The sequence below is a fragment of the Mesorhizobium sp. B2-4-7 genome, assembly GCF_006442685.1.
Taxonomy (GTDB): domain Bacteria; phylum Pseudomonadota; class Alphaproteobacteria; order Rhizobiales; family Rhizobiaceae; genus Mesorhizobium.
The window spans coordinates 50,673-74,108 of sequence record NZ_VFVH01000014.1; the positions used below are offsets into that span (position 1 = coordinate 50,673).

The window sequence follows — 23,436 nt, forward strand, 5'->3', positions numbered from 1 at the left end:
GAGTCTGACTACCGCCTCTCCTGCGTAGAGCAGGAAGACCCTCTCTCACGTCCCTTTATCCTTCCACCCTCCTGGAGAGGCAGGACGCATGGCGGACAAGAGGGAAAAAGAGCTGAGCACGATCGATCCAGTGGAACTGCGGCGAACGTTCGGCACCTTCGTCACGGGCATCACGGTGGTGACGACGCGGGACGAAGATGGTTCGCCGCGCGGCATGACTGCGAATTCCTTCACCTCAGTCTCCCTTGAGCCGCCGCTGCTGCTCGTCTGCATAGGAAAGAGCGCCAGCAGCTTTCCGGCATTCAACACGGCCGAAGGCTTCGCCGTCAACGTACTGCACGAGCGCCAGAAGGAGGTGGCGAGCCTCTTCGCCTCGAAGTCACTCTCCAAGTTCGAGACGATAGCCCATACTACCGTGCATACGGGCTCGCCGGTGCTCACCGACAGCCTTACCTGGTTCGACTGCACGGTGCATGACCGTATCGAGGCGGGAGACCATGTGATCCTGATCGGCCGGGTGCGTGCTTTCGGCACCAGCCCTGCCGCTCCGCTAGGGTTTTGCCGGGGGCGCTATGTCTGCGTGGAAGACCCGATGCCGCCTGGCTGGACGCCTTCCCATCGCATGATCATCGGCTACCTGGTCGAGCATGACGGCCGCATCCTGCTGCGCGACGATGGCGCCGGAGGCTGGGAACTGCCGACGGCAACGCACCGTAAGCCGGGCGACATGCTCAGCTTCGAAGGCGGCGGCGTGGTTGCGCCGCTCACCAGCGATGCGTTTCTCTATTCGGTCTTCGATGTGGCCGACCAGCAGCCCGGTTATGTCGTTTACCGTGGCGCGCTCGCGGGCCCGCCCGGCGAAATTCCGGATTTGTCGCCGTCGCTGAGGTTCTTTGCCCATGAAGAGCTGCCTTGGGACAGCATTCCGATCAGGCAGATACGCGCAACGCTGCGCCGTTACCTGCATGAGCGCGCGGACTCTCGCTTCGGGATCTACGTCGATTCCAGCGATGGCGGCCGGGTGGCGATGATAGACGGCGCCCCGCGTCCGTGGCGGTCGCTTAACGGCTTGGCTGGCGACCGAGAAACCGCGAAGGGATGAGATGATGGACCTGACGCTGAAGGTGATCGAAGGATCGCGCCAGGATCTTTTCATTGCCGGGGAGCGCGTCGCGCCGCGGTCCGGCCGCTACATGCCGAGCTACGATCCGACGAACGCGGCGCCTTGGTATGAGGTTGCCGACGCCGGGGCGGATGATGTCGACGCCGCCGTGCAGGCAGCCAAAAGAGCGTTTCACGATCCGGCCTGGCGCAGGCTGACGCAGACGGATCGCGGCAAGCTGCTGCGCCGGTTGGCCGATCTCATCGCGGAACACGCCGATGAACTCGCGGCCATCGAGACGCGTGACAACGGCAAGCTTCTGAAAGAGATGCGTGTGCAACTGCGCGCGGCGCCGGACAGCTATCTCTATTTCGCCGGAATGGCCGACAAGCTGCATGGCGAGACCATACCGGTCAATAAGCTCGATATGCTGAACTTCACGCTGCGCGAGCCGATCGGCGTGGTGGGCATGATCTCGCCGTGGAATTCACCGCTGATGCTGCTGACCGGCACGCTCGCACCCTGCCTGGCGATTGGCAATACGGTCGTGGTCAAGCCATCAGAGCATACTTCCGCGTCCACCCTTGCCCTCGCCGAACTGATTGCAAAAGCGGGCTTCCCGGCTGGCGTTTTCAATGTCATTACCGGCAAGGGCGCCACGGCGGGCGAAGCGCTGACCTTGCATCCCGATGTCGCCAAGATCGCCTTCACGGGCAGTACGGCAACCGGCCGCCGCATCGCCGCCAACGCTGCCAGCCGACTTGTTTCGTGTCAGATGGAACTGGGCGGCAAGTCGCCTCATGTCGTATTCGCCGATACCGACATCGAGCGCGCGGTGAACGGCGTGGTTGCCGGCGTGTTCGCCGCTGCCGGACAGACCTGTATCGCAGGCTCGCGCTGTTTCGTCGAAAAATCCATCTATGCCGCATTCGTCGAAAAGCTGGCGGATCGTACCAGGCGCGTGCGTATCGGCCATCCGACCGATGAGGACACGGAAATCGGTCCGCTGGCGCTGGCTGCCCAACTCGACAAGGTCGAGCAGTATGTGGACTACGGCGTCGCCGACGGTGCGCGGCTGGTTGCCGGAGGCCGCCGGCCGCGGCGGGACGACCTCTCCGGCGGCTGGTATTACGAGCCCACGGTTCTGGCGGATGCGCGCAACGACATGCGCTTCATGCGCGACGAAATTTTCGGGCCCGTCGTGGGCGTCGTGCCGTTCGACAATGAAAGCGAATTGATTGGGCTTGCCAACGACACCCATTATGGGCTGGCGGCGGGTGTCTGGACCCGCGACATCGACCGGGCGCTGCGCTTTGCGCGCAACGTCGATGCCGGCACGGTCTGGGTCAATACGTATCGCTCGGCTGCTTACATGTCACCCTCCGGCGGGTTCAAGGAGAGCGGTTACGGCAAGCGGGGGGGCTTCGAGGTCATGCGCGAGTTCTCCCGCCTGAAGAATGTCGTCATCGACTACTCCGGCGCCACGCAGGACCCGTTCGTAATCCGTTTGCGCTGACGCTCATCCGACGGTTCCCTAATATTCGAAAAGGTCATTGCCATGAAATTTTCCGTTTCCCTGAACATGGAGAGGTTCAGTCCCGACAAGGATATGCGCCAGGTGGCGGCTGAGACGCTGGAACTGGTCCGTATGGCCGATGCCGGCGGCTTCGAGACCGCCTGGTCGCCCGAGCATCACACGATTGAATTCACGATCGCGCCCGGCCCGTTCCAGTTGCTGGTCTGGTGGGGAGCTCATACCGAACAGATCCGGCTTGGCACCGCCACGGTCGTCGCGCCGTATTGGACCCCGATCCGTCTCGCGGGAGAGGCTGCACTTTGCGATCACCTGACGGGAGGACGGCTGGAATTCGGAATCGCCCGCGGCGCCTATCAGTATGAATTTGACCGTATGGCGGGAGGCATCCCGCAACAGGAAGGCGGCGCCTACATGCAGGAACTGCTGCCGGCAGTCCAGAAATTATGGGCAGGCGACTACGCCCACGAGGGTAAGTATTACCACTTCCCGCTGGCAACCTCGGTGCCGAAGCCCTTGCAGCAACCCAACCCGCCCATCTGGGTGGCGGCGCGTGACCCCGGCACATTCGATTGGGCGGTGCGCAATGGCCACAACATCCTCTCCACGCCGTTGTCGCGGCCGGTTGCGGAAATCGGCATTCTCGGCGACAAGTTCAAGAAGGCGGTCCAGGATCATCCCGAAGTGCCGAGACCGCGGTTCATGATGCTGCGCCGCACTTGCGTGTATGAACGTCCCGAGGACTGGGAACTGCCGGTTCGCTACAGCTATCAATATGGGCGCAGCTTCGAGAACCTGTTCCAGAACATCGGCACGGTGAAGAACGGCTTTCCTGAAGCGGTTTCTTACGACACCGTTGGCAACAGCGGCGACTACGATCCGCGGTCGATCCGCGACAATCTCCTTTTCGGCACCCCGGACGAGGTGGTCGAAAAGCTGATGGTCTATGAAGCGGCGGGCGTAGACCAGTTCTGCCTCGGCCTCGCCTTCGACCTGCCGTTTGAGGTGCAGAAGAAATCGCTGGCGCTGTTCATCAAGGAAGTGATGCCCGTATTTGCGATGCGCGAGAAGGAAGCGGGCAGGGAAAAGTCGCGGGTGATCGCCTGATGGGAGCTGTCGCGCCATGATTGTCGAGGAACGCATCTACAAGATAAGGGTCGGCCGTCTCGCCAGATATATGCAGCTTATCAGCGAGGAAGGCCTTGCCATCCAGCAGCCGATCTTGGGCAACCTGATCGGCTATTTCCGCACGGAGATCGGACCTCTCAACCATGTCGTGCATCTATGGGGCTATAGCGATCTGAACGACCGCGCCGAGCGGCGTCAGCGGCTGGCCGAAGATCCCGCGTGGCGGGCGTTTACCGTCAAGCTCACCGAGAATATCGAAATGATGGAAAACCGAATCCTGATCCCGACCGATTTTTCACCGCTGCGGTAGGTTCAAGACCTCGCATCCCGCTTGCCCGACCGCGAAAGAATCCAGGAGCCGGTCCGTGGTCATCACCCAGCCGTAGTTGCGTGCGAAAGCATCGAGCATGGCCTGCCGGCTGGGCGGATGGTTGGAAGAAACAGCATCCTCCACCACAATCGTGGGATAACCGAAATGCACGGCGTGACGGCAGCTATCTTCGACGCACATCTCCGCTACCGTGCCGACGAATACCAGACCGTCTACCGCAAGCAGCTTGAGCGTCTTGGCAAGATCCGTGGCATGAAAGGCGCTGAAATAGACCTTGTCCAGCACGATATCGCCATCCTGTGGCGCAAGCTCGTCAATCACCTCCGCGGCATCCCGCATGCCCTCGACATCGCCGTAGGAGCGCATGAAGCCTGGTACGCACGCATGGGTCGGCGCATCGGTCAGCTTGATCCAGGTCAGCTTGCCGGCGAGGGCCTGATACAGGGAGTCGGCAACGTATCGCGTGAATACCACCGGCTTGCCGTTGCCGCGAAACGCCGCAATGAGTCTGCCGATCGAAGGTATGGTTTCGCGCGCGGATGCAACCTCCATCGGCGCATGCCTGCGCACGAAATCGTTCTGCATGTCCACGACCATGAGGGCAGGGTTTTTAAGCGAAGCCAGCACGCCGTTTCTCCATACAGGCGTCCCGGATTATACCTATCCGGGTAGCGGAGAGCCTATATCATCGAACCCGCGAGCCGTATGCTTTCCTTCGTAGCACTGGGCTACGCGGGTATCCTGCCGAACGGGGGAAGACGGCGGGTGCACTTCTATCTTCATTAATCGGGATCGTGGCTCTGGAATGTGCTGACTATCGTCCGCCAGGCCAGGAGTGGAGGACAGGTGTGACGGATCGCATAACGGTCGAGGGCGTGTACAAGATTTTCGGCAGATCGCCGGAATCGGCTTTGGCCATGCTGAAGTCTGGCGAGACAAAGGAAGCTGTGCTCCAGAAGACCGGGCAGGTCGTCGGCTTGAGCGACGTGTCGCTGTCCGTTCCCGTCGGTTCGATTTACATGATCATGGGCTTGTCCGGCTCCGGTAAGTCGACGCTTGCGCGATGCATTAATCGCCTCATCGAGCCGAATGCAGGGCGCATCCTTATCGATGGCGAGGAGATCACCGGCGCCAGCGAAGCGCGGCTGCGCGAAATCCGCCGGACGCGTATCTCCATGGTGTTCCAGCACTTCGGCCTGTTGCCGAACAGAACGGTGTTGGAGAATGCCGAGTTCGGCCTGAAACTGCGAGGTGTGCCAGCCGCCGCGCGCAGGAAGAAGGTGATGGAGGTGCTGGAGGTCGTCGGGCTGGCTTCGTGGGCAAATCATCTTCCCGGTACGCTGAGTGGCGGCATGCGTCAGCGCGTCGGATTGGCCCGCGCACTCGCCACGGATGCCGATGTCCTGATCATGGACGAGGCTTTCAGCGCGCTGGACCCACTCATCCGCAGCGAAATGCAGGACGAACTGCTGCGCCTGCACAGGACTTTCCACAAGACCATCCTGTTCATCACGCATGATTTCCAGGAGGCGCTGAAGCTCGGAAGCCGGGTCGCCATCATGGCGGATGGAATGGTGATGCGCGAAGGCGTTCCGCAGGACATCGTGACCAAGCCCGGGAATGACTACGTCGCCGCCTTCACCCGCGACGTCAACCGGGCCCATCTGTTCGATGCGAGTTCCGTGATGGTGGAAAGCAGTCCGCTCCGGCTAGACGGACGTGCGTTTGGCGGCCGCGATGCCGAGGGCGAACCGGTGTTCATCGTCGACGATTCGATGCAGGTCGTGGGTGTCGTCGGACCACGCCAGTTGCCACGCCTCGCCGATGGTTCGGCGATCCAATCATTGATGAGCAAGGACTATGAGACGGTATGCGGCACGGAAAAGCTGTCGGTGGTGGCCAGCCTGTGCCATCGAGACCGGCCGATAGCCGTTGTTGACGAGGGCGGCCGATATTTGGGGCGTGTCGATCCACTCCAGATCCTGTCCCGCATTGGCGCTCCGGCGGCGGCTTCCTCGCAATCCCGGGGAGCGGAGGCCTGATCATGCTGGATGTCGATAATCTCTATGTCATCCCGCTGGACCAGTGGATCCAGGTCGGCGTCCGCTGGCTGGCAATGCATTTCCGGCCGCTGTTCCAGACCATCAAGTGGCCCGTCGAGACCCTTCTGACCGCGATCGACCATGGACTCCATGCCATTCCGTTTCCGATCGTGATCGGGATCTTTGCCCTCATCGCATGGCGCTCCGCATCGCGTGGCGTGGCCATATTCACGCTGCTTTCGCTGACCCTGATTGCCTTCATGGGCCTGTGGGCGGAAGCGATCACTACCCTGTCGCTCATCGCTACGGCAATCGTGGTGTGCGTCATTCTTGGCATTCCAATCGGAATCCTGTGCGCGCGCCACGATCGCGCCTGGACCATCGTGCGGCCGGTGCTCGATGTCATGCAGACGACGCCCAGCTTCGTCTACCTGGTCCCGGTGGTCATGCTGTTCGGCGTCGGAACGGTGCCTGGGGCAGTCGCGGTCATCGTGGCGGCGATATCGCCGCTGATCCGCTTCACCAATCTCGGGATTCGTCTTGTCGACAAGGAGATGGTCGAGGCGGGGCGGGCTTTCGGTGCCACCGATCGCCAACTTCTCTGGGAAGTCCAACTTCCATTGGCCTTGCCAACCATTCTGGGCGGCCTCAATCAGACGGTGCTGATGGCCATGGTCATGTCGGTGATCGTATCCATGATCGGGGCCGAAGGGCTCGGACTTGTGGTCCTGCAGGGGCTGGGACGTCTCGATGTCGGCATGGCTGCCGTCGGCGGCATCGCCATCGTCCTGCTAGCCATGATCCTCGATCGCATCACGCAGGGCTTGGCCAACCAGGACAAGGCCGGACCGACCCGGGGCATCCGGGCCGCCCTGGCTCAGTTGCTGCGTCCCCGAAATGAGGAAGCGGGGAGTTTCGAAACGAACCACCAGCAGGTTTGAACACCGTCTCGATCAGGCGGAACGACGCAACAAATATCACAACAAGGGGAGAATACATGTCGGCGAATTATCGATACCGCAAAGGGCTGAGACTGGCCTGCGCCATGGCTGTTGCAGCAACCATGATGGGTGGGCAGAGTTTTGCGCAGGATAAGCCTGGCGAAGGCAAGACCATTCGTTTCACGTCCTCCGACAGCCTGGGCGCCAACTATATTCAGGACCAGGTCCTGATAGCGGGCCTCGAGAAACTCGGTTACGACGTAAAGTTGTCGACCATGAACATGTCGGCGATCCTGCAGGCCATTTCGCAGGACGACCTCGACATGACCGGCGACATCAACTGGCCGCAGGCCGAGCCCGCCATCGCACAGATCTCGGATACGGTCGAACTGATCAATGAAGGCACGATCGCGGGCGGCGGCATCAACGGCTACATGATCGACAAGAAGACAGCCGAAGCCAACAACATCACCAATGTCTCGCAACTGAAGGACCCGAAGATCGCCGCCTTGTTTGACACCGACGGTGACGGAAAAGCCAATCTGGTGAATTGCGATCCCGCTTGGAAGTGCGGTGACGTCGTCGATTTCCAGGTCAAGGAGTTCGGCTTGAGCGATACGGTGCGCTCCATCCGCGCCAAATACGAGCCGCTGATCGGCGAGGTCTTTGCACGGGCCGACCGAGGAGAGCCGATCCTTCTTTACACCTGGAGCCCATCCTGGATCGTCTATCGGCTGAAGCCCGGCAAGGACGTGGTGTGGCTGCCGATCCCGTATGACGCTCTTCCCGAGGGCGTATCGAAACCGAAGACGCACGAGGTCAAGGACGTGGTTGGCTGTGCGGGGGGGCAGAACCCATGCCGCATGGCGGTTGGCCCATGGAACTGGCGCACGCTCGCCAACAAGAAGTTCCTGGCTGACAATCCGGCGGCCAAGAAATTCATCGAACAAGCGAAATGGTCGCTGGACATCTGGAGCCAGTGGGAAGGCGATCTGGGGGCCGGCAACAAGACCGACGCCGAGATCAAGAAGATCGCCAACGACTGGATTGCCGCAAATCAGTCGGAGTTCGATGGCTGGGTAAAGAATGCGGCTGCCGCCGGGAAATAATCCGGGCAGGCCTCTATCGTGGCCTGTTATCACAATGGTGGCGGACCCTGTCCGCCACCATTGTCGATTGAGGAGACCGATTGCCGGCCAAGCGTTTTCGCTTCATGGCGACGTTTCCTTATGGGGAGCGGCTACACAGGCTCATGCAAAGGGCAGGCGATCGTTTGGACATGCGGCCTCAGAGACGATTATCTCGGGATAAATAGCTGCCGCCGCGCCTGATCGAGCGCGGGCCGCTTGGTATAGTGAGAAAAACTGAGTGAAGCCTTATTTCACGCGCAGCTATTACTCTAGGTCGCGCGTGAAGGTTCCGTTCTCCTTGAGCCCCCCGCTGTCGTGGAACTTGACATCCAGACGCCAATGCGAACGGCGGCGGCATGTCGTTACAAGCGCGAAACCGTCGCCAGGGGCGAAACTTGTCTGCACCTCGCAACAATACGGCCCCTGCTCAGGATCGGGATCGGGAAAGCAAAAAGTCTCATTGGCCTGGAAATTGTCGGCAGTTCCGTTCGCAAACGGATATGGCGCGTACAGCGCCGAACTGTGGATACAATGCAGGATGCTCTGCTTGCCGGTTTTGCTGTTTGTTACACGAGCGGTGACCAGGCTGCTCACGTGCTCGTCACCAGACAGGAATACCAGTCCCTTTATTTCCTTGTTGCACACGAACCTGAGCAGTTTATGTAAGGAAAACGGGTATCCATCCCACGCGTCCGAACGCAAGGCACAAGTGGGGGCCTCGGCCACCTCCCGCCGCCGCGGCAGCACTGCCGAGGATGTGAGAACAAATTTGGGCATTTCGGTGTGTTCAGGCTTGGTAAGCCATTCACAAAGTTTGGCGAATTGCGTTGAACCCATGATCCGCGCTTCGCACCAGTTCGAAACCGTCCGTCCTTGACGTTCGGTGCGCGTGTCGCAAAGGAAGAATGGCATACCGTTGTGGGTTAAATCGTCTCGCCAGATGTGTGCCGGCAGGCGCTTTTCCAGCACCTCGGTCTTGCCACGTTCGTACCTGAAGTAAGCCAGCTTCCCAGGCTTTATGACGATATCATTCTTGCGCATCGCCGGGTCGGGGTCTTTTGCCCAATTGTCGCGAATCTCATGATCGTCCAGCATCATTTCAACCGCCATGTCCAAGCGCTGCATCACCGCCTTCACACCGCGGCTCTGGCCCCGGCGTTCGTAGGGTATTCGGAATCGGTCGTTGACTACCTTAGGGTCGAAAAGCCCTGCCGTAGCGTCGATATATACCTGATCGCCGGCCAGCAGCAGCAACGTTGGGGCGCCGGGTTTGCCCAGTAGATCGCCGAGCGCGAGCAGAGACGCATCCGCGGGCCCTCGTGTCGCATGCTGACCGTCGGGCATGTGGTCGAGGAAATCACTGGGGTATTGGCAACTTGCGAGAGCGAATGAAAGGTTCGATACCGCGCGGGCATCGCTCTTGTGCCGATGGCTTCTGTGCGACCTTCCAGGCCTGCCGACGATCAGGCCACCTCGCAAATCATCCAATGTGTCAGTCTCGAGCGCATACCGAATAGCCTCGGCGGCCCTCTTCACCGCGTTCTTGGCATGCGAACCTGTGTCGAGGATTTCAGGTGGTGATCCCGCCGCGTCGGGCAGTTTCGGTAACCGAGCCAAGCCGCCAATACCCTGCGCCTGAACGTACAGGAGCAAGACCAGTACCTGCTGCGCTTCAGGCCACTCATGGAGCGGAACTTCAAATACGTAAGGAGATGCGGGTTGCTTAATATAGTAATGCGGAAGACTATTATAGAGGCTATCGTCCCTCTGTCCTTTCTCGTCGCCGCGGCTCGTAACCGGCGGACCGATCATGTGCAGGCGGTCGCCCTTTGCGTAGACGGGAACAATGAAAGCTGCATGAGGCAAGCCCCGCCCTCCGCTATCGGCCGCTTGCACCAGGATCTTGCCCGCCTCGACCTCTACGCGCACCCCGAAGGCGGGCGCCCTGGCTTCAGAGGGGAGAGAATGCGTCATGGCTTGTCCTCCAAGGGGCCCGGCATATCGGAGATATCCGGCATTCCGAGGTATTTCGCTATAACGCCGCAGATCGACGAGGCGTCTTTGCCGATCAGGCAATCCTGATGACCGTGGCCGGCAATGCACCAGGTCAGGTAGGACGGTTGGCCGAGCGCCAGGAACTGGCCGCTTTTGTCAATAAGATTCCTGATTTCTTCCTCCGATTGCACCGCCTCGACCGCATGCAGAGATGAGTTCAAATGCGGCACGCCGGCCCCTTTGAGCATATTTCGCATCAGTCTTAGCGTTGAGGGGGCGACCAAACCGTTTTCCGCTCCATGGATCGACATCATCGGGAATCTCAGTCGATCCCTCACCCGGTCCGGCAGCACATAGCGATTTATGCCGGCGCGATCGGTCACGGTGTTGAAGCCAGCAAAATGTATGACCTGCGAGACTGTCTCGACGCTGAGCGGGCCGAAGAAATCGTCGATGTGGTCGAGTACGAGGTCAGAGAGATTGTTGAGCGAGAAGGTGCGTGCATAGAGCGCGTCCATCCGATGTCTTGTGCCGACCCAAGGCGTCGCTTTGCCTGGGGGCCAGAGGGGATTCTCGCGCCGATACTCGTCGGACGGCAGCCACATTGCCGAGAGCGCTCTGTCGAGCAATTGACCGGCGAGCGAGATATCGCCATGCGGACTAAACACATAGTCTTCAAGTTGAAGAAAATAACGTACATATCGCATCACATATGCGGCGAGCACATTTGCCGAACTCAACAGCATTGCCGGGCCGACTTGCGAAAACACCACGCGCCCGATCTTATTGTGCAAATTCCTTCGATCATGCTCGCCAAGCACTGCCATGCTGAACATTGCCGCGCCCATGCAATGGCAGACGACATCGAGCCTTTCCTGCCCTGTCGCAGCCAGCACGTGTTGGACGGCGATCGGAATGTCATTCTCCGCCATCTCCTCAAAAGACCAACCGCCTGTGGCGGTAGTCAGGCCTGAACTCGATCGCATATCGAGCACCCAGACATCGCGCCCAGCATCACACAGCGATTGAGCGAGGTTGCCGGGTACGGCAGCATGAGCAAATGTGGTGCCGCTCGCACTGTAACCATGGATGAGCAAGACGGGGCGTTTCGGGACGCCCTTCTCGATCACCTTTGCGGAACTGCCGTCATAGCGGGCCAGGCGAATGCGGATCGGCGGGCTGAGCTGACCTTTCAAGGTCAACCAGTCGATTTGGGGCGCAGGTAAGCCCGGCACCGCCCCGGGCAACCGTTGTGGTTCACGCGCAGATGGCGGGTCGGGGCGGCGAAAACTCAGTGCATGTATCTGAAGCACGACGCGAAAACCGTAGAGTATGAAAGAGGCCAGATCTGCCAGTGCCGCGACACGGTCTTGCTGCCCCACTATCCGCAGCAGAGGCACCGATTGCCGCGCCAGGTATCGTTTGTTTAGCTCTAGCGACGGTAGCTTCTTGCCAATGACGGTCTTGCTCATCTGCGGGAAAACTTCGACCGACATCTCCATCAATTGCTGCCAAGGGCTGGCGCCGCGCGCATAGGTGAGCCGCTTCACCGCTCTGATTTTCTTCTGCGTGAACAGAGAGCTGTCGAACCTCGCGCCCGTGCCGAGATCTTCCGGCTCGACAACCTTGTCGATGTGCAAATCGTATTCGATCAGGCGGACCCCGCCCGCACGCGAGCACAGGTGCAGAATGTCGAGCAGTCTGAGATGGGATGCCCCTCCGCTAGGCGGCGTGAAACGCAACCATTCCTGGCCCTGGCGGACCAAGCGGTAAGCAAAGTCGCGCATCCCGCGGTTGAGCGCCCACGCAAGGATAGCGCGCAGCATTCGGGGCACGGGGCGCGATTTTTCCAGATCGAACAGGTGGAGCGATCCCGAGATCTCCGCCTCGAGCGCAACATGGCTTTCATAGGCCTGATCTGCAATGGGGTCGAACTCCTTTCCTGCACGCAGAATGCGCAGCCGACCATGGGCAATCGGCAAACACCGTCCACGGGGCGTTTGCAGCGCGTAGAGATCGGTGAGCACCACCGGCTTGGTGGTTAGCGTCAGTTCGACCATGTGTGGTTTCACACCGTTGCCGCGCATGGCCAGAGGGACCTTGCCGCGCACCTGTTCGGTCAGTTCGATGCTGGTAGGCGTAGGCGCAGGGTTCGTCCGCGGCGTGGAATATATCGGCCGCGTTTCGCCACGAGAGTTCCCAGGCAAGGGTGCATTGATCAAACGGCCGCCACTGAGTTGCCATTCCTCCTTGAGCTCGGTGATCGCTCGCAATGCCAGAACGGCTATGGTCAAGGCGGGATTGATGCCCAGCGACGTGGGCACGACCGAGCCATCGAGCACGATCAACCCTTCGTGAGTGCGTCTGAGGCCGACCGCAGCGGCATCGAACACGCGGCCGCAATGATCGGTCACGCCTTGGCGAACGTCGTCACCCATGGCGCAGCCCCCAAGGGGATGCACCGTCAGCAGCGGCCCGCGTTGGCGACCGAACACGGCTTCGAGCCTGTCGGACAAAGGTCGCCACAACAGGTTGTTCACCAGCCGTCCGCCCAATCCAGACTCTCGAAGCAACTTGCCAAGGCGCGCATGATGGTTCTCCAGCCGGGGGTCCAGTCGCAACTCCGGCCAGCGCACCGTGAGCATCCCGTCGGCGAGCAATTTTTCAGCATCCTTTTGCACCCCGTCGGCGCGCAATTTTTCAGCATCCTTTTGCATCCCGTCGGCGCGCATTTTTTCAGGATCGCCTTGCATCTCATCGGCGCTGTTTTGCATCGAGGGCCCTAGCGCAAGTGCTCCCTCCGCGTCGTCGCGGCCGATCATGGCCAGCACCAGGGAGTTGGTGATGGCGGCAGGATTGACGGCTGCGTCGTCTACTCGTGAAGGATCCGGCTCATGCTTCGCCCAGTCGCCATCGGCGACGCGATTGAGCACATCGAATGTGGTGGCGCTTTCCTCAAACAGGCGGCGCAGCGGTCCCGGTACGGCAAGATCCTGGATCACCAGGTCAGTAGCCGCGTTGCCGTCGCGCAGATCGATCATTGCGGTTATTGTCGGGCCGACCGCGCGACCGCAATCCTCGCTTTTGGTGTTTGGGGCCGGATCCTCGGTTTCATCAGCGACGCCATTCACCCTTGCCGCCAAATCATGGGCAACGACGAGCATGTCACCATTGGCGGAGAACTTGCCTCCCAGCTGATCGGAGAACTTTATCCCGCGGATTTGCGAGCGCATCAAAATTTCCGTCGAGCCGAATGTGCCTGCTGCAAGGATCACGCGCCTCGCCAGCAGCGCGAACGGGTTCCGCTGGTTGTCGCGTAGATGGCCATCGGTGTGATTGACGTCCAACTGCCATCCTTCGCCCGCGCGCAAAACGCGCAAGACGGTGGCGCCAGTGACGATTCGTACTCCGCTTTGTCGAGCCAGCCGCAACAAATTCAGGTCGAGGGATTCTTTGGCATTGTAGTTGCAACCAGTGGCGCAGTCGCCGCAACGGCGACATTCGCTCATCGCGACCCCGGCGTGGTTGGTGTGGCAATCGGAAGCGACGGTTATGTGAGCGGGTCGTGCTTTGCCACCAGCCAAATTTCTAATTGCTTCGGACTTGGCCAGGAAAGGCTTGGTGACACGTATCGGCTTGGCTCCCAGCCAATCGCCCAGCCGTTTAGCCGTCTCTGTGAGCGTCGTATCTCTGCGGATTTTGGTGGGCCAGCGTGCTTCCCGGAAAATCGCCGGCAGCGGCATCTCCATCACGCCGGCGTTGATTAATGAGCCTCCACCCAAGCCACACGCGACGAGAGCTACCGCGTCGTCGCTGCAGCGCAAGTCGTAAAGACCATCGAACACGCCGCGTTGGCGTTTCGCAAAGGGGGTGGCAAAGCGGACGTGGCCGCCCAGATCGGCCAATCGCGAAGGGAACATTCCGGCCAGGTACTCCTTGCCGCGTTCCAGTACGCAGATTTTTAAAGATTGGCCTTGCACATCCTTGCAGGCGCTCAATTCGGCGGCAGCCACCGAGCCGCCATAGCCGCTGCCAACGATGGCAACATCAAAGTCATATCCGCCCTTGACGGTTGTCCTTTCCCTATCGGCGATCTGCGGAAAATCGTGGACCAATGTCTCGAGTCGGTGCGAGAGCCAAGCCGTCGCACGTGGCGGCTCCGGCGCTGCCTTGATGTGTACAGGCAATGCGTCCTCCCTAATTTAGATATCAATCATATACGAAATTTGGTGTAACGTCAGGAAGTCACGCAATCTATCGGGGCGATATTCATTCCCTTTAGTAAGTGCGCGGTCGGCGGTGCCTTTCTCTGCCCTGAAACCATGGGCACGGCTGCGGGAAGGAACCCATGGAGGGTACTTGCGAGCTACTTGAGAGTTTTCTGCCGCTGGAATTACTCGGTAGAATTCACGCACTTCGAGCGGATGGCCCAGTAGCCGTCGAATTCCCGGCTGCAGTGGTGTTTGTCGATGTGTCCAGATACACGGCCTTGGTCGAGCAACTAGCACGACGGGGGCAAGAAGGACTTGAAAGAATCCCGAGCCTGCTTAGTCACTCCTACGCGCGATGCGTAGAGCAAGTATACAATCGTGGAGGCGAGATTTTGTACCTCGCTGGCGACGAACTGCTAGCCTACTGGTCGGCGGATGTCCGCGGACTTGAAAGCGCGGTGCGAGCGGCGACAGCCTGTGCCAAGGCAATCTGCGGCGGCCAGAACGAGCGTTTGGGGGACGGAACAGCTGAAATCGCACCCGCGCTGCATGTTGGAGTAGGGGCGGGGCCCCTCTGGGCGGCGGCTTTGGGCGGCCAGCCGGTCTGGACGCTCTTTGCAGGGGGAGATGCCATCATGCAGGCCGCTCAGTCCCAAGCGGCTGCGCGCCGATGGGAATATGTACTTTCCGACAAAGCCAACTTGGCCCTTGCGCAGCCGTCTCAATCGCGGCGCAGTCGGCCTACGCTGGCTTCTCCGCCTCCGGGCTGGCTGGCAAGGTTTTTGCCTTTGCAGCTCAGGGACCTGCTGTCCGAAGCCGACTTGCGCTCAGTTGCCGCGGACAGCGCCGTTGCCATCCGTTCCGAAGAAGATCGTCCAACGACCGCCCGCTTAGACGCCCTGGCGGAGATTAGGCCGATCACCGCCCTTTTCGCGCGAATTGCCGGACTTGACCATCGTCAACCTCAGGCGCTTGCGCGCTATCAATTGCTATGCGCGACCCTCCAGGAGGATCTGCGTTCGCGCGGTGGGCCGGCCGGCGAGTTGCTCTTCGACGACAAAGGTCTGATTTTCTTTGCGACGTTCGGAGCGCGAGGCAGTTTCCACCGCGACGATCCTTGCCGTGCCGTCGATGCTGCTCGCGCGATCCGTCTGACGGCCCAACGCTTGGGCCTCTCCGCGTCGATGGGCGTGGCTACCGGCGATGCGCTTTTTAGTGTTGTCGGAAGCGCACGCCGGCGCCAGCTGATGGTGATCGGCGCGCCCGTGAATCGGGCGGCGCGGCTTATGACGGCGGCATCGGCAAACGTTCTCTGCGATGCACCAACAGAGCGAGCCAGCCGGACGGCGTTTTGGTTCGAAGAACACGGCACGTTGCAACTGGACGGACTTGGGGACATGGCAACGGTATTTTGTCCCATGGATCCGCGCGCCCCGGTCCAACCTCTTAGTCCGCTGATTGGCCGGCAGAGCGAGCTGGAGTTCCTGAAACGTACGTTCGAGGAGACCCGCCGTGGAGGCAGGCGTTTGCTCGTTGTCTTGGGTGAGTCGGGCATTGGAAAAACCGCTTTGATCAGAGCTTTCACGGACGAACTGCGCTCAACCGCAATCGAGGTTTTGACCGCGCGCGCCGAACGTGACGATCGCCGGACATCGCTCCTGCCATGGCGGCGGGTGCTTGTGTCCCTTCTCGGCCTACCGTCCGACAGCGATGGATTTGCGGTGCTTGATGTCGTCACACAACGGGTTCAAGGCAACTCGTCGCTCGTTGGGCGACTGCCCTTGCTAGGTGATGTTCTGAGCATCGAAATTCCCCAAAACGACGGGACGCGACATCTGGAGGGACCTCATCGCGCTGATGCCACCATGCGTCTTTTGGGTGATCTCATGGATAACTTGGCACCGCGCCCGTTGGCATTGGTCCTGGAGGACAGTCAGTGGCTGGATTCGGCATCGTGGCGCCTCGTCGAGTGGGTTCTCTCATCTCTGTCCTCGTTGCTTCTGGTCCTGTGCGTACGCTCGGACGAAGTTCCGGAGGAGTTAAAAAACCTACGAAGGCGAGCCGAGGCCACAAGAAGGAATACATCCGGAACGGAACCTGACGATCCCGCGCGCCTGTGTCGTATCCTGGATCTTGAGGAACTCAGCGAGGCGTCGATTTGCGAACTGGTCGCCCGCACGCTCGGGGATGTGCCCCCACATGGCGAACTGGCGCGCCGGGTCTCGGCCTTAGCCGGTGGCAATCCGTTTTTCGCCGAGGAGATAGCGCTGACATTAAAGAGCCAGGGGCTCATCGCCATACGCGATGGTTTGTGGTGTCCGATCCGCCCGCTCGAGAGCCTTCGATATTTCGAAGGTGTCGATCGGGTCATTCGGGAGCGCGTTGATCGATTGGAGACCCCAGTCCAGCACGTTCTCAGGGCTGCGGCCGTGATCGGGCGTTCATTTACCGGCGAGGCCCTGGCGACGTTGCTCGAGGGCGAGTTGGATCACGACGGTGTGGGTGCAGCTGTCGAGTCGCTCGTGGCGGCGCATCTCGTGCGTCAGGGCACTGGATCAGGGAACTACGAGTTCCGTCATGATCAAATCCGAGACGTCGTTTATGGCTCAATTCCCAGTGAAGTGCGACAGCGACTTCATGCAGCTCTGGCCGTTTGGATCGAGTCGAGCCAGTCGGCCGCCATGGGCGCGGATGTCGTGGCCCTCGTTCAGCATTTTGAGGCCGCCGGAAACAATTTCAAGGCAGTTGGATATGCCAATTTGGCAGCAATCAAGGCGCTGCAGGTCGGTGCGTTTCGAGAGGTCGAGGCGTTTCTGGAAATCTGCTTGAGATACGAGTCGAAGCAGCCTTGGAGTGCTGAGCAAAGACTTCAGTCGGTGCGTTGGCGCAGGCAGCTCGGCGAGGCCCATTACAGTCGTGGCGACCTCCATGCTCAGGGCATTTCGGTGAGGCGCGCCCTCACCTTGGCGGGCACGCCGGTTCCACGTTCCTCGGCAGCCCTTTTGATGCGGCTGCTTGGGGGTGGAATGCGGCTCGCGTTCCAACAAGTGTTCCCTCCTTCGCTATGGTCAACTCAGGGTGGTGTGCTGGACTCCTGGGAGCGAGAACTAGCTCGCTGCCTTAACCAGGCGGCCGTCGTGGACTATTTCGAGCTTCGCTTTTCGCGAGCGTTTTCCCACACCGTCGCGGCTGTCGCCCATGCGGAGCGCACGGGGCTCACCATGGAGATGGTGGTCGCGTCCGCCCAACTGGCATGCGGGCTGGGAATTCTGGGGCGCCGGCGCGCTTGCAACTACTTCATGGCAAGGGCAGAACGGGTGGTGACTGCGCTCGCCGATCCAGCGGTCCATGCCCACCTGTGTAATCTCGATGCGCTCTGGCGCATCGGGCGCTGCGACTGGCTGATGGTAGATCGTCGTCTGGATCAGTCCCAAGAGCTGTGTCTAAAGGCGGGCGATCAACTAAGTTGGTGCAACGCCCAGGCCATGCGCTTCTGGTCAATGTACTACCGGGGTGAATCGGGTGCGCTGGAGTACACCGCCCAGGCGCTGCTCTCCCGCGCACAGAACAGCGGAAACCTCCAGCAAGAGATTTGGGCGCTCCGATGCAAGTCGTTGTGTGTGCTCCACACGGATAGCCCCCGTGAAGCGGTCGACATCCTTCGGCTGACCACGTCCGCTATGGTCGGATCCGCCGATCTCGCCGACTTGGTCTCCGCCAAGGGGTCGCTTGCGCTCGCGCTTGCACGGGTCGGGCTCCATGCTGAGAGCCTTCGGGCTGTGGTCGAGACGCTACGCCTGCTGCGCGAGATGCGTCGCCCGACTGTGCACAGCACACTGCCCGGCATTGCCGGCGTGTGCGAAGTGCTTCTGCGCGGCAGGGAGGCAGGCCTCTCGCGCGAGTACGACCAGTGGCGCCACTGGGAGCGCCAAGCGCTGCATGAGCTCAAGCGTTACCGCCGCGCGTTTCCTGTCGGCACCGCTCAGTATGGGCTGTGGGTCGGCGTGGCCCATTGGCTGGACGGGCGCGGTGACCGCGCCGTCTCTACTTGGCGGCAAGCACTCGCGGCTGCACGGCGCCTCTCGTTACGCAGGGATCAGTCGATCATTGCGGCCGAGCTGAGGCGCCGGCAAGACAAGATCTAAGATACTCTCCTGCGTTGGAGTATCCGATCGGCAACTTGGGGGCGACATGGCTTTTGGCGGCGCGAACGAAAGAAATGATCTCCCGCGCCTTGCACGGATCGATCCGCGCCTGTTCGATCTTCTTTTCAGCGGCTGCAAGGTTGAACGCCACGCGGCGGGCCAGATCCTCTTCGTCCAGGAAGATCCATCCGATCGTATTTACGGGGTGATGAGCGGGACGGTGGAGATCTCGATGTATTCGCCGGGGGGCCGGAAGCTGGTGGCCAATATCGAGCTTTCGCACAGCTTGGTCGGAGAGATCGGCGCGCTCGACGGGCGCCCGCGCACCGCAACCGCCACTTGCCTGACCGTTTGCGATCTGGCCTCGCTCGGTCGGAAGCAGCTCTTCGATCGCATCGAAAAAAACCCACCTCTGGCACGCGCCATGATTGAGCTTTTGTGCGCACGGCTGCGTTGGGTCAGCGGCGAACTTGGCGATCAGGCTTTCTTCGGCATTGAGGCCAGGCTGGCAAAGCGACTGGCCTTTTTGGCCGGCGTTATGGCGGATGGCTCAGGTTGGATACCGATCTCCCAGTCCGAACTGGGGGAGTTCCTGGGCGCCACGCGCGAGTCCGTCAACAAGACGCTTAACGATTGGCGCAACCGTTCGATCATCGCAATCAAGCGTGGTGGCCTGCGCATAAGGAACGCCGGTGCGCTTCGTCACATCGCCGAGTCACAGGACGATGACTGATGTCGCCATTCGCAATCGGCGCGCATCAGAGCCGCGAAATTAGATTGCGCAACGAAGACCGGATCGGCATGAAGGGATAGTCCTCCACCTGTCGTGGCGACGAACTGGGAACCTCCGTTCAGCATCCTGACGCCGTCCCAGGCGATTGGACCTGCCACGGCTGTCGCGCGATCTATGGTCGGGCCTTTTCTTAATAGTCCGTCGGTCAGTCGGTACCCCGCTCAAGAAGGCAGAGCGGTGGCGCTAGCCACCGCTCTTATCTGGATCAATTCCGGCAGTCCGGGCTGACAGGATCGTACTGGTGTGGGCTGACCCCCATGCACTTGGAGTTCGAAGCGCCACCAGGCAATCCGATCGACCCGGTCGGGAAGCCATACACCGCTTCTTCTGAAGCCAATGAATGTTGACCCTTCAAGTCACCTGGGGCTTCGAAGTCACCATTGTCGGCTCGCAGACTGTGGACGAAGGTCGAGTCGATCGCGAACGAAGGCACCGTGAGGATGAAGAATGCAGACGCAGCTGTAATGACCTTATACATGTTTCTCTCCCTTTGGTTGATGGCATCACAAAATTCGTGATGAGAACGAAATTGGCTTAGTTTAAAAACCAACTTCCTCTTCGGGATTGATCTTTGCTATTTTCTTTATGATCTGTCCGAAAGAGAGACTAAATTGCCTGCTCTGTCATCTCTTGTACGCCGCGGGTGAGATTTGTATGTGAAGGAATTCACGCAGGGTGCTAATATGATCGACGGGACGCTTTTCATTCCCGCTGCTTCAGCACCGGGATCGGAACGAGGGACATCGGCTGGTACTGAGCCAGTCTTCGAAGGCCCGCAAGATCAGTCAAGTCGATGAAGCGCGCGTTGCTGGTGATAAGCTGTTCGGCGCGCAATTGCTGAATGATGCGATTGAGATGGGGCACGCTCAACCCGAGCGCGTCCGCCATGATTTCCTGTGAAAACGGCAGATCGAAACTTGCTTCGTCGGCGCGTTCGACCTCCAGGAGACGCGCGTGAATCTCCAGCAAAAGGTGCGCCAACCTTTCAATCGGAGTGCGCCGACCCAGATTGACGATGTGTTCCGCATAAGTCGCTGCCTCTTGGGCGGCGAGCCAACTTAACACCAGACCGAATTGGGGCTGCTCGTAGCAGAGACGAATGTACGCGTCGAACGAGCAGACGGCGTAGGTCAGTTCGCTCACGGCGACGACCGAACAAGTGGATCGATCGAAAAAGCTGACCGGGAATCCAATGACATCACCGGGCAGGATGAGCTTCAGGATTTGCCGCCTGCCGCTGCGCAGCAACCTGTAGCGGATCGCGTAGCCGTCTTTAACAAAGCACAGGTTTCGGAACTCGGAGCCGTGAACGACGAGTTCCTCCCGTTTCCGAATGGTAAGATCGTGCTCGAAGATTGCCTCAAGACGTTTGATGTCTAGCGAATCCAGCTTCATTGCACGTGTCAGTCGGGTCACGATCGGGTGGCCGGTCAGCGGCATGCCATGCTCCAAATGTTCATGACCTTCAACGAAACTTTCCTATGCTTATTAATCCAGATCAATGAACAGAATTATCAAACGAAAGTTGTATTGACTGGTAGGCCTACGCCACTGCGAATGCCCATGCAAATAGGCCATTTTCAGCATTTCGCTGGAAAAAACCGGTTTGCGGGAACAACAAATGAGAGCCGTCCGACGGCTCCACGCTAAGGAGGAACAGCTGATGCCGCTCGACGATCAAAATACTTCCAATATATCCCGCCGTACCATGCTGCACGCGGGCGCAGGTCTTCTCGGTAGTGCCGTTCTGCCCTTATCCAGCTTTGCGGCTTTTGCAGCCGACGACAAGCCCGCGATAGGCACCTGGCCGGCCGGGTCGGCGGGCGACACCGTCTACATCGGAGCCGCGGTGCCCCTTACCGGTGCCTATGCCGTGCAGGGTGCTGATGAACTTAAGGGCTGGCAGCTGGCGGTCGACCACATCAACAACGGCCATGAGTTGATGAAGGCGTTGGCGCCGAAAGTCGACAAGGGGTTGCTCGGCAAGAAGGTCGAGCTGTTGTCCGCCGACAGCGCGGCCAAGCCGAACCAGGCCGTCGAGCTCGAGCAGAATTTCATCCACCAAAACAACATCATCCTGATGACTGGCTCGACTTCATCGGCGGTCGCGGTTGCGCTCAACAAATTCGCGCAGCGCGAGAAGATCCTCTACGTCGCGGGCATCTCCGGCTCAAACGACACAACAGGCAAGGACTGTGTCCGCTACGGCTTCCGCCAGAACTTCTACGGCCAGACCGCAGCCAACGCGATCGGCCCGATCCTTCTGAAGACCTACGGAAAGGGAAAGAAGGCGGCATTCATGACGCCGGACTACACTTACGGTCACACCGTCACCAAGTCGGTGAACGACTACCTGACCTCTCAGGGTGGATGGGAGATGGTGACGGACCAGGTCTCGCCGCTAGGCACCCAGGATTTCAGCCAGTATCTGACCAACATCGCCAATTCGGGCGCCGAATTCATTGTCAACGTCAACTGGGGCCGCGACGCGGTGCTGTCGATCCAGCAGGCCAAGCAGTTCGGCCTGACTCCGAGCATGAAGATGGTCATCCCCTACCAGATCCCCTTCCTTGCCAAGGAAGTAGGCCCCGAACTGACAGCCGGCGTTTTTGCCGCTACCGATTTCTGGTGGACCCTGCAGGACAAGTATCCGCTCGCCAAGCAGTTCGTGGACGCGTTCCAGAAAAAGTTCGGTTATCGGCCGGAATGGGGCGCCGAAAATGCCTATGTCAGCTTCGCTCATTGGGCCCGCATGGTGTCGCAGGCCGGTAGCTTCTATCCGCCGGACGTCATCAAGCAATACGAGAAGAGTGAGACCATCCCTTCACTCGTCGGCGACGTTCACTATCGGCCGGAAGACCATCAGTGCGTGCGACCGGTCGTACTCGTCCAGGGTAAGGACCCCAAGGACATGAAGAGCGACGACGACTACTGGAACGTGGTCGAGGTGGTCGATGGCGCGCCGCTGATGCAGAAGCCTGACGAGTTCGGCTGCAACCTGGGCAGCTACACCTGATATCCCGCAGCGCCTTCTCCGCCCGCCGGGTGGAGAAGGCGCTCGCACCGGGACTGGCTCTGGCTGGACGCAGACGGTTCGTCTCCCGGCGGTCGGTGGAATGTCGATTGTTCGCGACTTGTCAACCAAACCCTTGCTGGCGCGAGGGCAGGGCATATTTTCATGATTAAGGTGGGCGCAGAGTGATCAACTGGGCAAATTTCATCTCGCAGTGCTTCAATGGGCTCGTGCTCGGCGCGCTTCTGGCGCTGATCTCCTCCGGGCTGACCATCATCTACGGGACGCTCGGCGTCCTGAACCTTGCCCATGGCGCGATGTTCATGCTCGGAGGCTATGCCGGCTGGCTCGCCTACACCTACACAGGTTCATTCCTGGCCGCGGTGGCGGCCGGATCGCTGTTCGTGATGATCGTCGGCGTGTTGATCGAGCGGCTGATCATTCGCCATTTCTACATGCGGCCGCTTGAGGACCAGCTTCTCGTTACGTTCGGGCTCGGCATCGTTTTCGTCGAGACGATCCGCTTCTTCTTCGGCAGCCTCTCGCGCACGGTGCCGCCGCCCGCCTCGCTGGTCGGCATCACCCATCTGGGCTTCATGGTCTATCCTACCTACCGATTGGCGCTGCTCGGCATCGTCGCCCTGGCTCTGCTGATGCTCTATGTCGTGCTCTATCGCACCCGCATCGGGATGATCGTGCGAGCAGGCATCGAGGATTCGGTAATGGTCGATTCGCTTGGAATCGACGTCTACAAGATCTTCATGCTCGTCTTCGGCATCGGAGCCATGGCGGCCGGCTTCGCCGGCATCGTCAACGCACCCGTGGTGTCGATCGCGCCCGATGTCGGGGAAGCCATACTGGTCCAGACCTTCGTGGTCGTGGTGATCGGCGGCGTCGGTTCCTTTCCGGGCGCGATTCTCGGCGGCCTCATCGCCGGCGAAATCATCAGCATCACCTCGATGTTCAATCCCGGTTATTCGTATGTCATGCTGTTCGTGGCGATGACTCTGGTGCTGGTGCTTCGCCCGCACGGGCTGCTCGGCACGGCAGGGCGCGAGTAGACGCGGTCGC

16 protein-coding genes are annotated in these 23,436 nt (G+C 60.2%); 11 read left to right on the forward strand and 5 right to left on the reverse strand.

What is annotated here, in order from left to right:
- Window positions 1–88 precede the first annotated feature (88 nt).
- The 4 genes from FJ946_RS28155 to FJ946_RS28170 are packed head-to-tail and all read left to right on the forward strand — an operon-like array spanning window position 89 to window position 4,074.
- Window positions 89–1,102: a flavin reductase gene (locus FJ946_RS28155; RefSeq protein WP_140525288.1), complete on the forward strand. Its 1,014-nt coding sequence runs from the start codon at window positions 89–91 to the stop codon at window positions 1,100–1,102.
- Window positions 1,103–1,106: 4 nt separating this feature from the next.
- Window positions 1,107–2,618: an aldehyde dehydrogenase gene (locus FJ946_RS28160; protein ID WP_140567317.1), complete on the forward strand. Its 1,512-nt coding sequence runs from the start codon at window positions 1,107–1,109 to the stop codon at window positions 2,616–2,618.
- Window positions 2,619–2,660: 42 nt separating this feature from the next.
- Complete coding sequence (locus FJ946_RS28165; protein ID WP_140567222.1) at window positions 2,661–3,743, forward strand: LLM class flavin-dependent oxidoreductase; 1,083 nt, start codon at window positions 2,661–2,663, stop codon at window positions 3,741–3,743.
- A 16-nt stretch (window positions 3,744–3,759) separates the two neighbouring features.
- Window positions 3,760–4,074, forward strand: a complete 315-nt coding sequence (locus FJ946_RS28170) for an NIPSNAP family protein (RefSeq protein WP_140567225.1) — start codon at window positions 3,760–3,762, stop codon at window positions 4,072–4,074.
- On the opposite strand, the gene FJ946_RS28175 is transcribed toward FJ946_RS28170, so the two are convergent.
- Complete coding sequence (locus FJ946_RS28175) at window positions 4,060–4,722, reverse strand: cysteine hydrolase (protein ID WP_140567228.1); 663 nt, start codon at window positions 4,720–4,722, stop codon at window positions 4,060–4,062. The genes FJ946_RS28170 and FJ946_RS28175 overlap by 15 nt on opposite strands.
- Window positions 4,723–4,943: 221 nt before the next feature.
- Between FJ946_RS28175 and FJ946_RS28180 the strand changes: the two genes are divergently transcribed.
- Genes FJ946_RS28180 through proX form a run of 3 tightly spaced genes read left to right on the forward strand, consistent with a single transcriptional unit; the run spans window position 4,944 to window position 8,187 of the window.
- Window positions 4,944–6,137: a glycine betaine/L-proline ABC transporter ATP-binding protein gene (locus tag FJ946_RS28180; RefSeq protein ID WP_140561328.1), complete on the forward strand. Its 1,194-nt coding sequence runs from the start codon at window positions 4,944–4,946 to the stop codon at window positions 6,135–6,137.
- Between the two features lie 2 nt (window positions 6,138–6,139).
- A complete protein-coding gene (locus FJ946_RS28185) occupies window positions 6,140–7,078 on the forward strand; it encodes a proline/glycine betaine ABC transporter permease (RefSeq protein WP_140567230.1) in 939 nt (312 codons plus the stop codon).
- 56 nt (window positions 7,079–7,134) lie between these two features.
- Window positions 7,135–8,187: a glycine betaine/L-proline ABC transporter substrate-binding protein ProX gene (proX, locus tag FJ946_RS28190; protein ID WP_224519139.1), complete on the forward strand. Its 1,053-nt coding sequence runs from the start codon at window positions 7,135–7,137 to the stop codon at window positions 8,185–8,187.
- Window positions 8,188–8,472: 285 nt separating this feature from the next.
- Here proX and FJ946_RS28195 read toward each other — a convergent pair whose 3' ends face one another.
- Window positions 8,473–10,182, reverse strand: coding sequence for an alkaline phosphatase D family protein (locus FJ946_RS28195; protein WP_140567233.1), 1,710 nt, complete (start codon window positions 10,180–10,182; stop codon window positions 8,473–8,475).
- Window positions 10,179–14,390: a GMC oxidoreductase gene (locus FJ946_RS28200; RefSeq protein WP_140567236.1), complete on the reverse strand. Its 4,212-nt coding sequence runs from the start codon at window positions 14,388–14,390 to the stop codon at window positions 10,179–10,181. The genes FJ946_RS28195 and FJ946_RS28200 overlap by 4 nt, the downstream gene beginning before the upstream one ends.
- Before the next feature lie 416 nt (window positions 14,391–14,806).
- Between FJ946_RS28200 and FJ946_RS28205 the strand changes: the two genes are divergently transcribed.
- Entirely contained in the window at window positions 14,807–18,559 is a 3,753-nt protein-coding gene (locus FJ946_RS28205) for an adenylate/guanylate cyclase domain-containing protein (RefSeq protein ID WP_181167732.1), read from the forward strand.
- 46 nt (window positions 18,560–18,605) lie between these two features.
- Complete coding sequence (locus FJ946_RS28210) at window positions 18,606–19,292, forward strand: Crp/Fnr family transcriptional regulator (RefSeq protein WP_140567241.1); 687 nt, start codon at window positions 18,606–18,608, stop codon at window positions 19,290–19,292.
- Window positions 19,293–19,557: 265 nt separating this feature from the next.
- Here the strand turns inward: FJ946_RS28210 and FJ946_RS28215 are convergent, their stop codons facing one another.
- Both FJ946_RS28215 and FJ946_RS28220 read right to left on the reverse strand, forming a co-directional pair.
- On the reverse strand, window positions 19,558–19,830 hold the full coding sequence (locus FJ946_RS28215; RefSeq protein WP_140567243.1) for a hypothetical protein: 273 nt from the start codon (window positions 19,828–19,830) through the stop codon (window positions 19,558–19,560).
- Window positions 19,831–20,054: 224 nt separating this feature from the next.
- Window positions 20,055–20,792, reverse strand: a complete 738-nt coding sequence (locus FJ946_RS28220) for a Crp/Fnr family transcriptional regulator (RefSeq protein ID WP_140567246.1) — start codon at window positions 20,790–20,792, stop codon at window positions 20,055–20,057.
- Between the two features lie 223 nt (window positions 20,793–21,015).
- Between FJ946_RS28220 and FJ946_RS28225 the strand changes: the two genes are divergently transcribed.
- Together FJ946_RS28225 and FJ946_RS28230 are read left to right on the forward strand one after the other, a co-directional pair.
- Window positions 21,016–22,368, forward strand: a complete 1,353-nt coding sequence (locus FJ946_RS28225) for a substrate-binding protein (RefSeq protein ID WP_140558074.1) — start codon at window positions 21,016–21,018, stop codon at window positions 22,366–22,368.
- A gap of 182 nt (window positions 22,369–22,550) precedes the next feature.
- The gene (locus tag FJ946_RS28230) at window positions 22,551–23,426 is read left to right on the forward strand and encodes a branched-chain amino acid ABC transporter permease (RefSeq protein ID WP_140561321.1); all 876 of its coding nucleotides are present in this window, start codon (window positions 22,551–22,553) and stop codon (window positions 23,424–23,426) included.
- Window positions 23,427–23,436 lie beyond the last annotated feature (10 nt).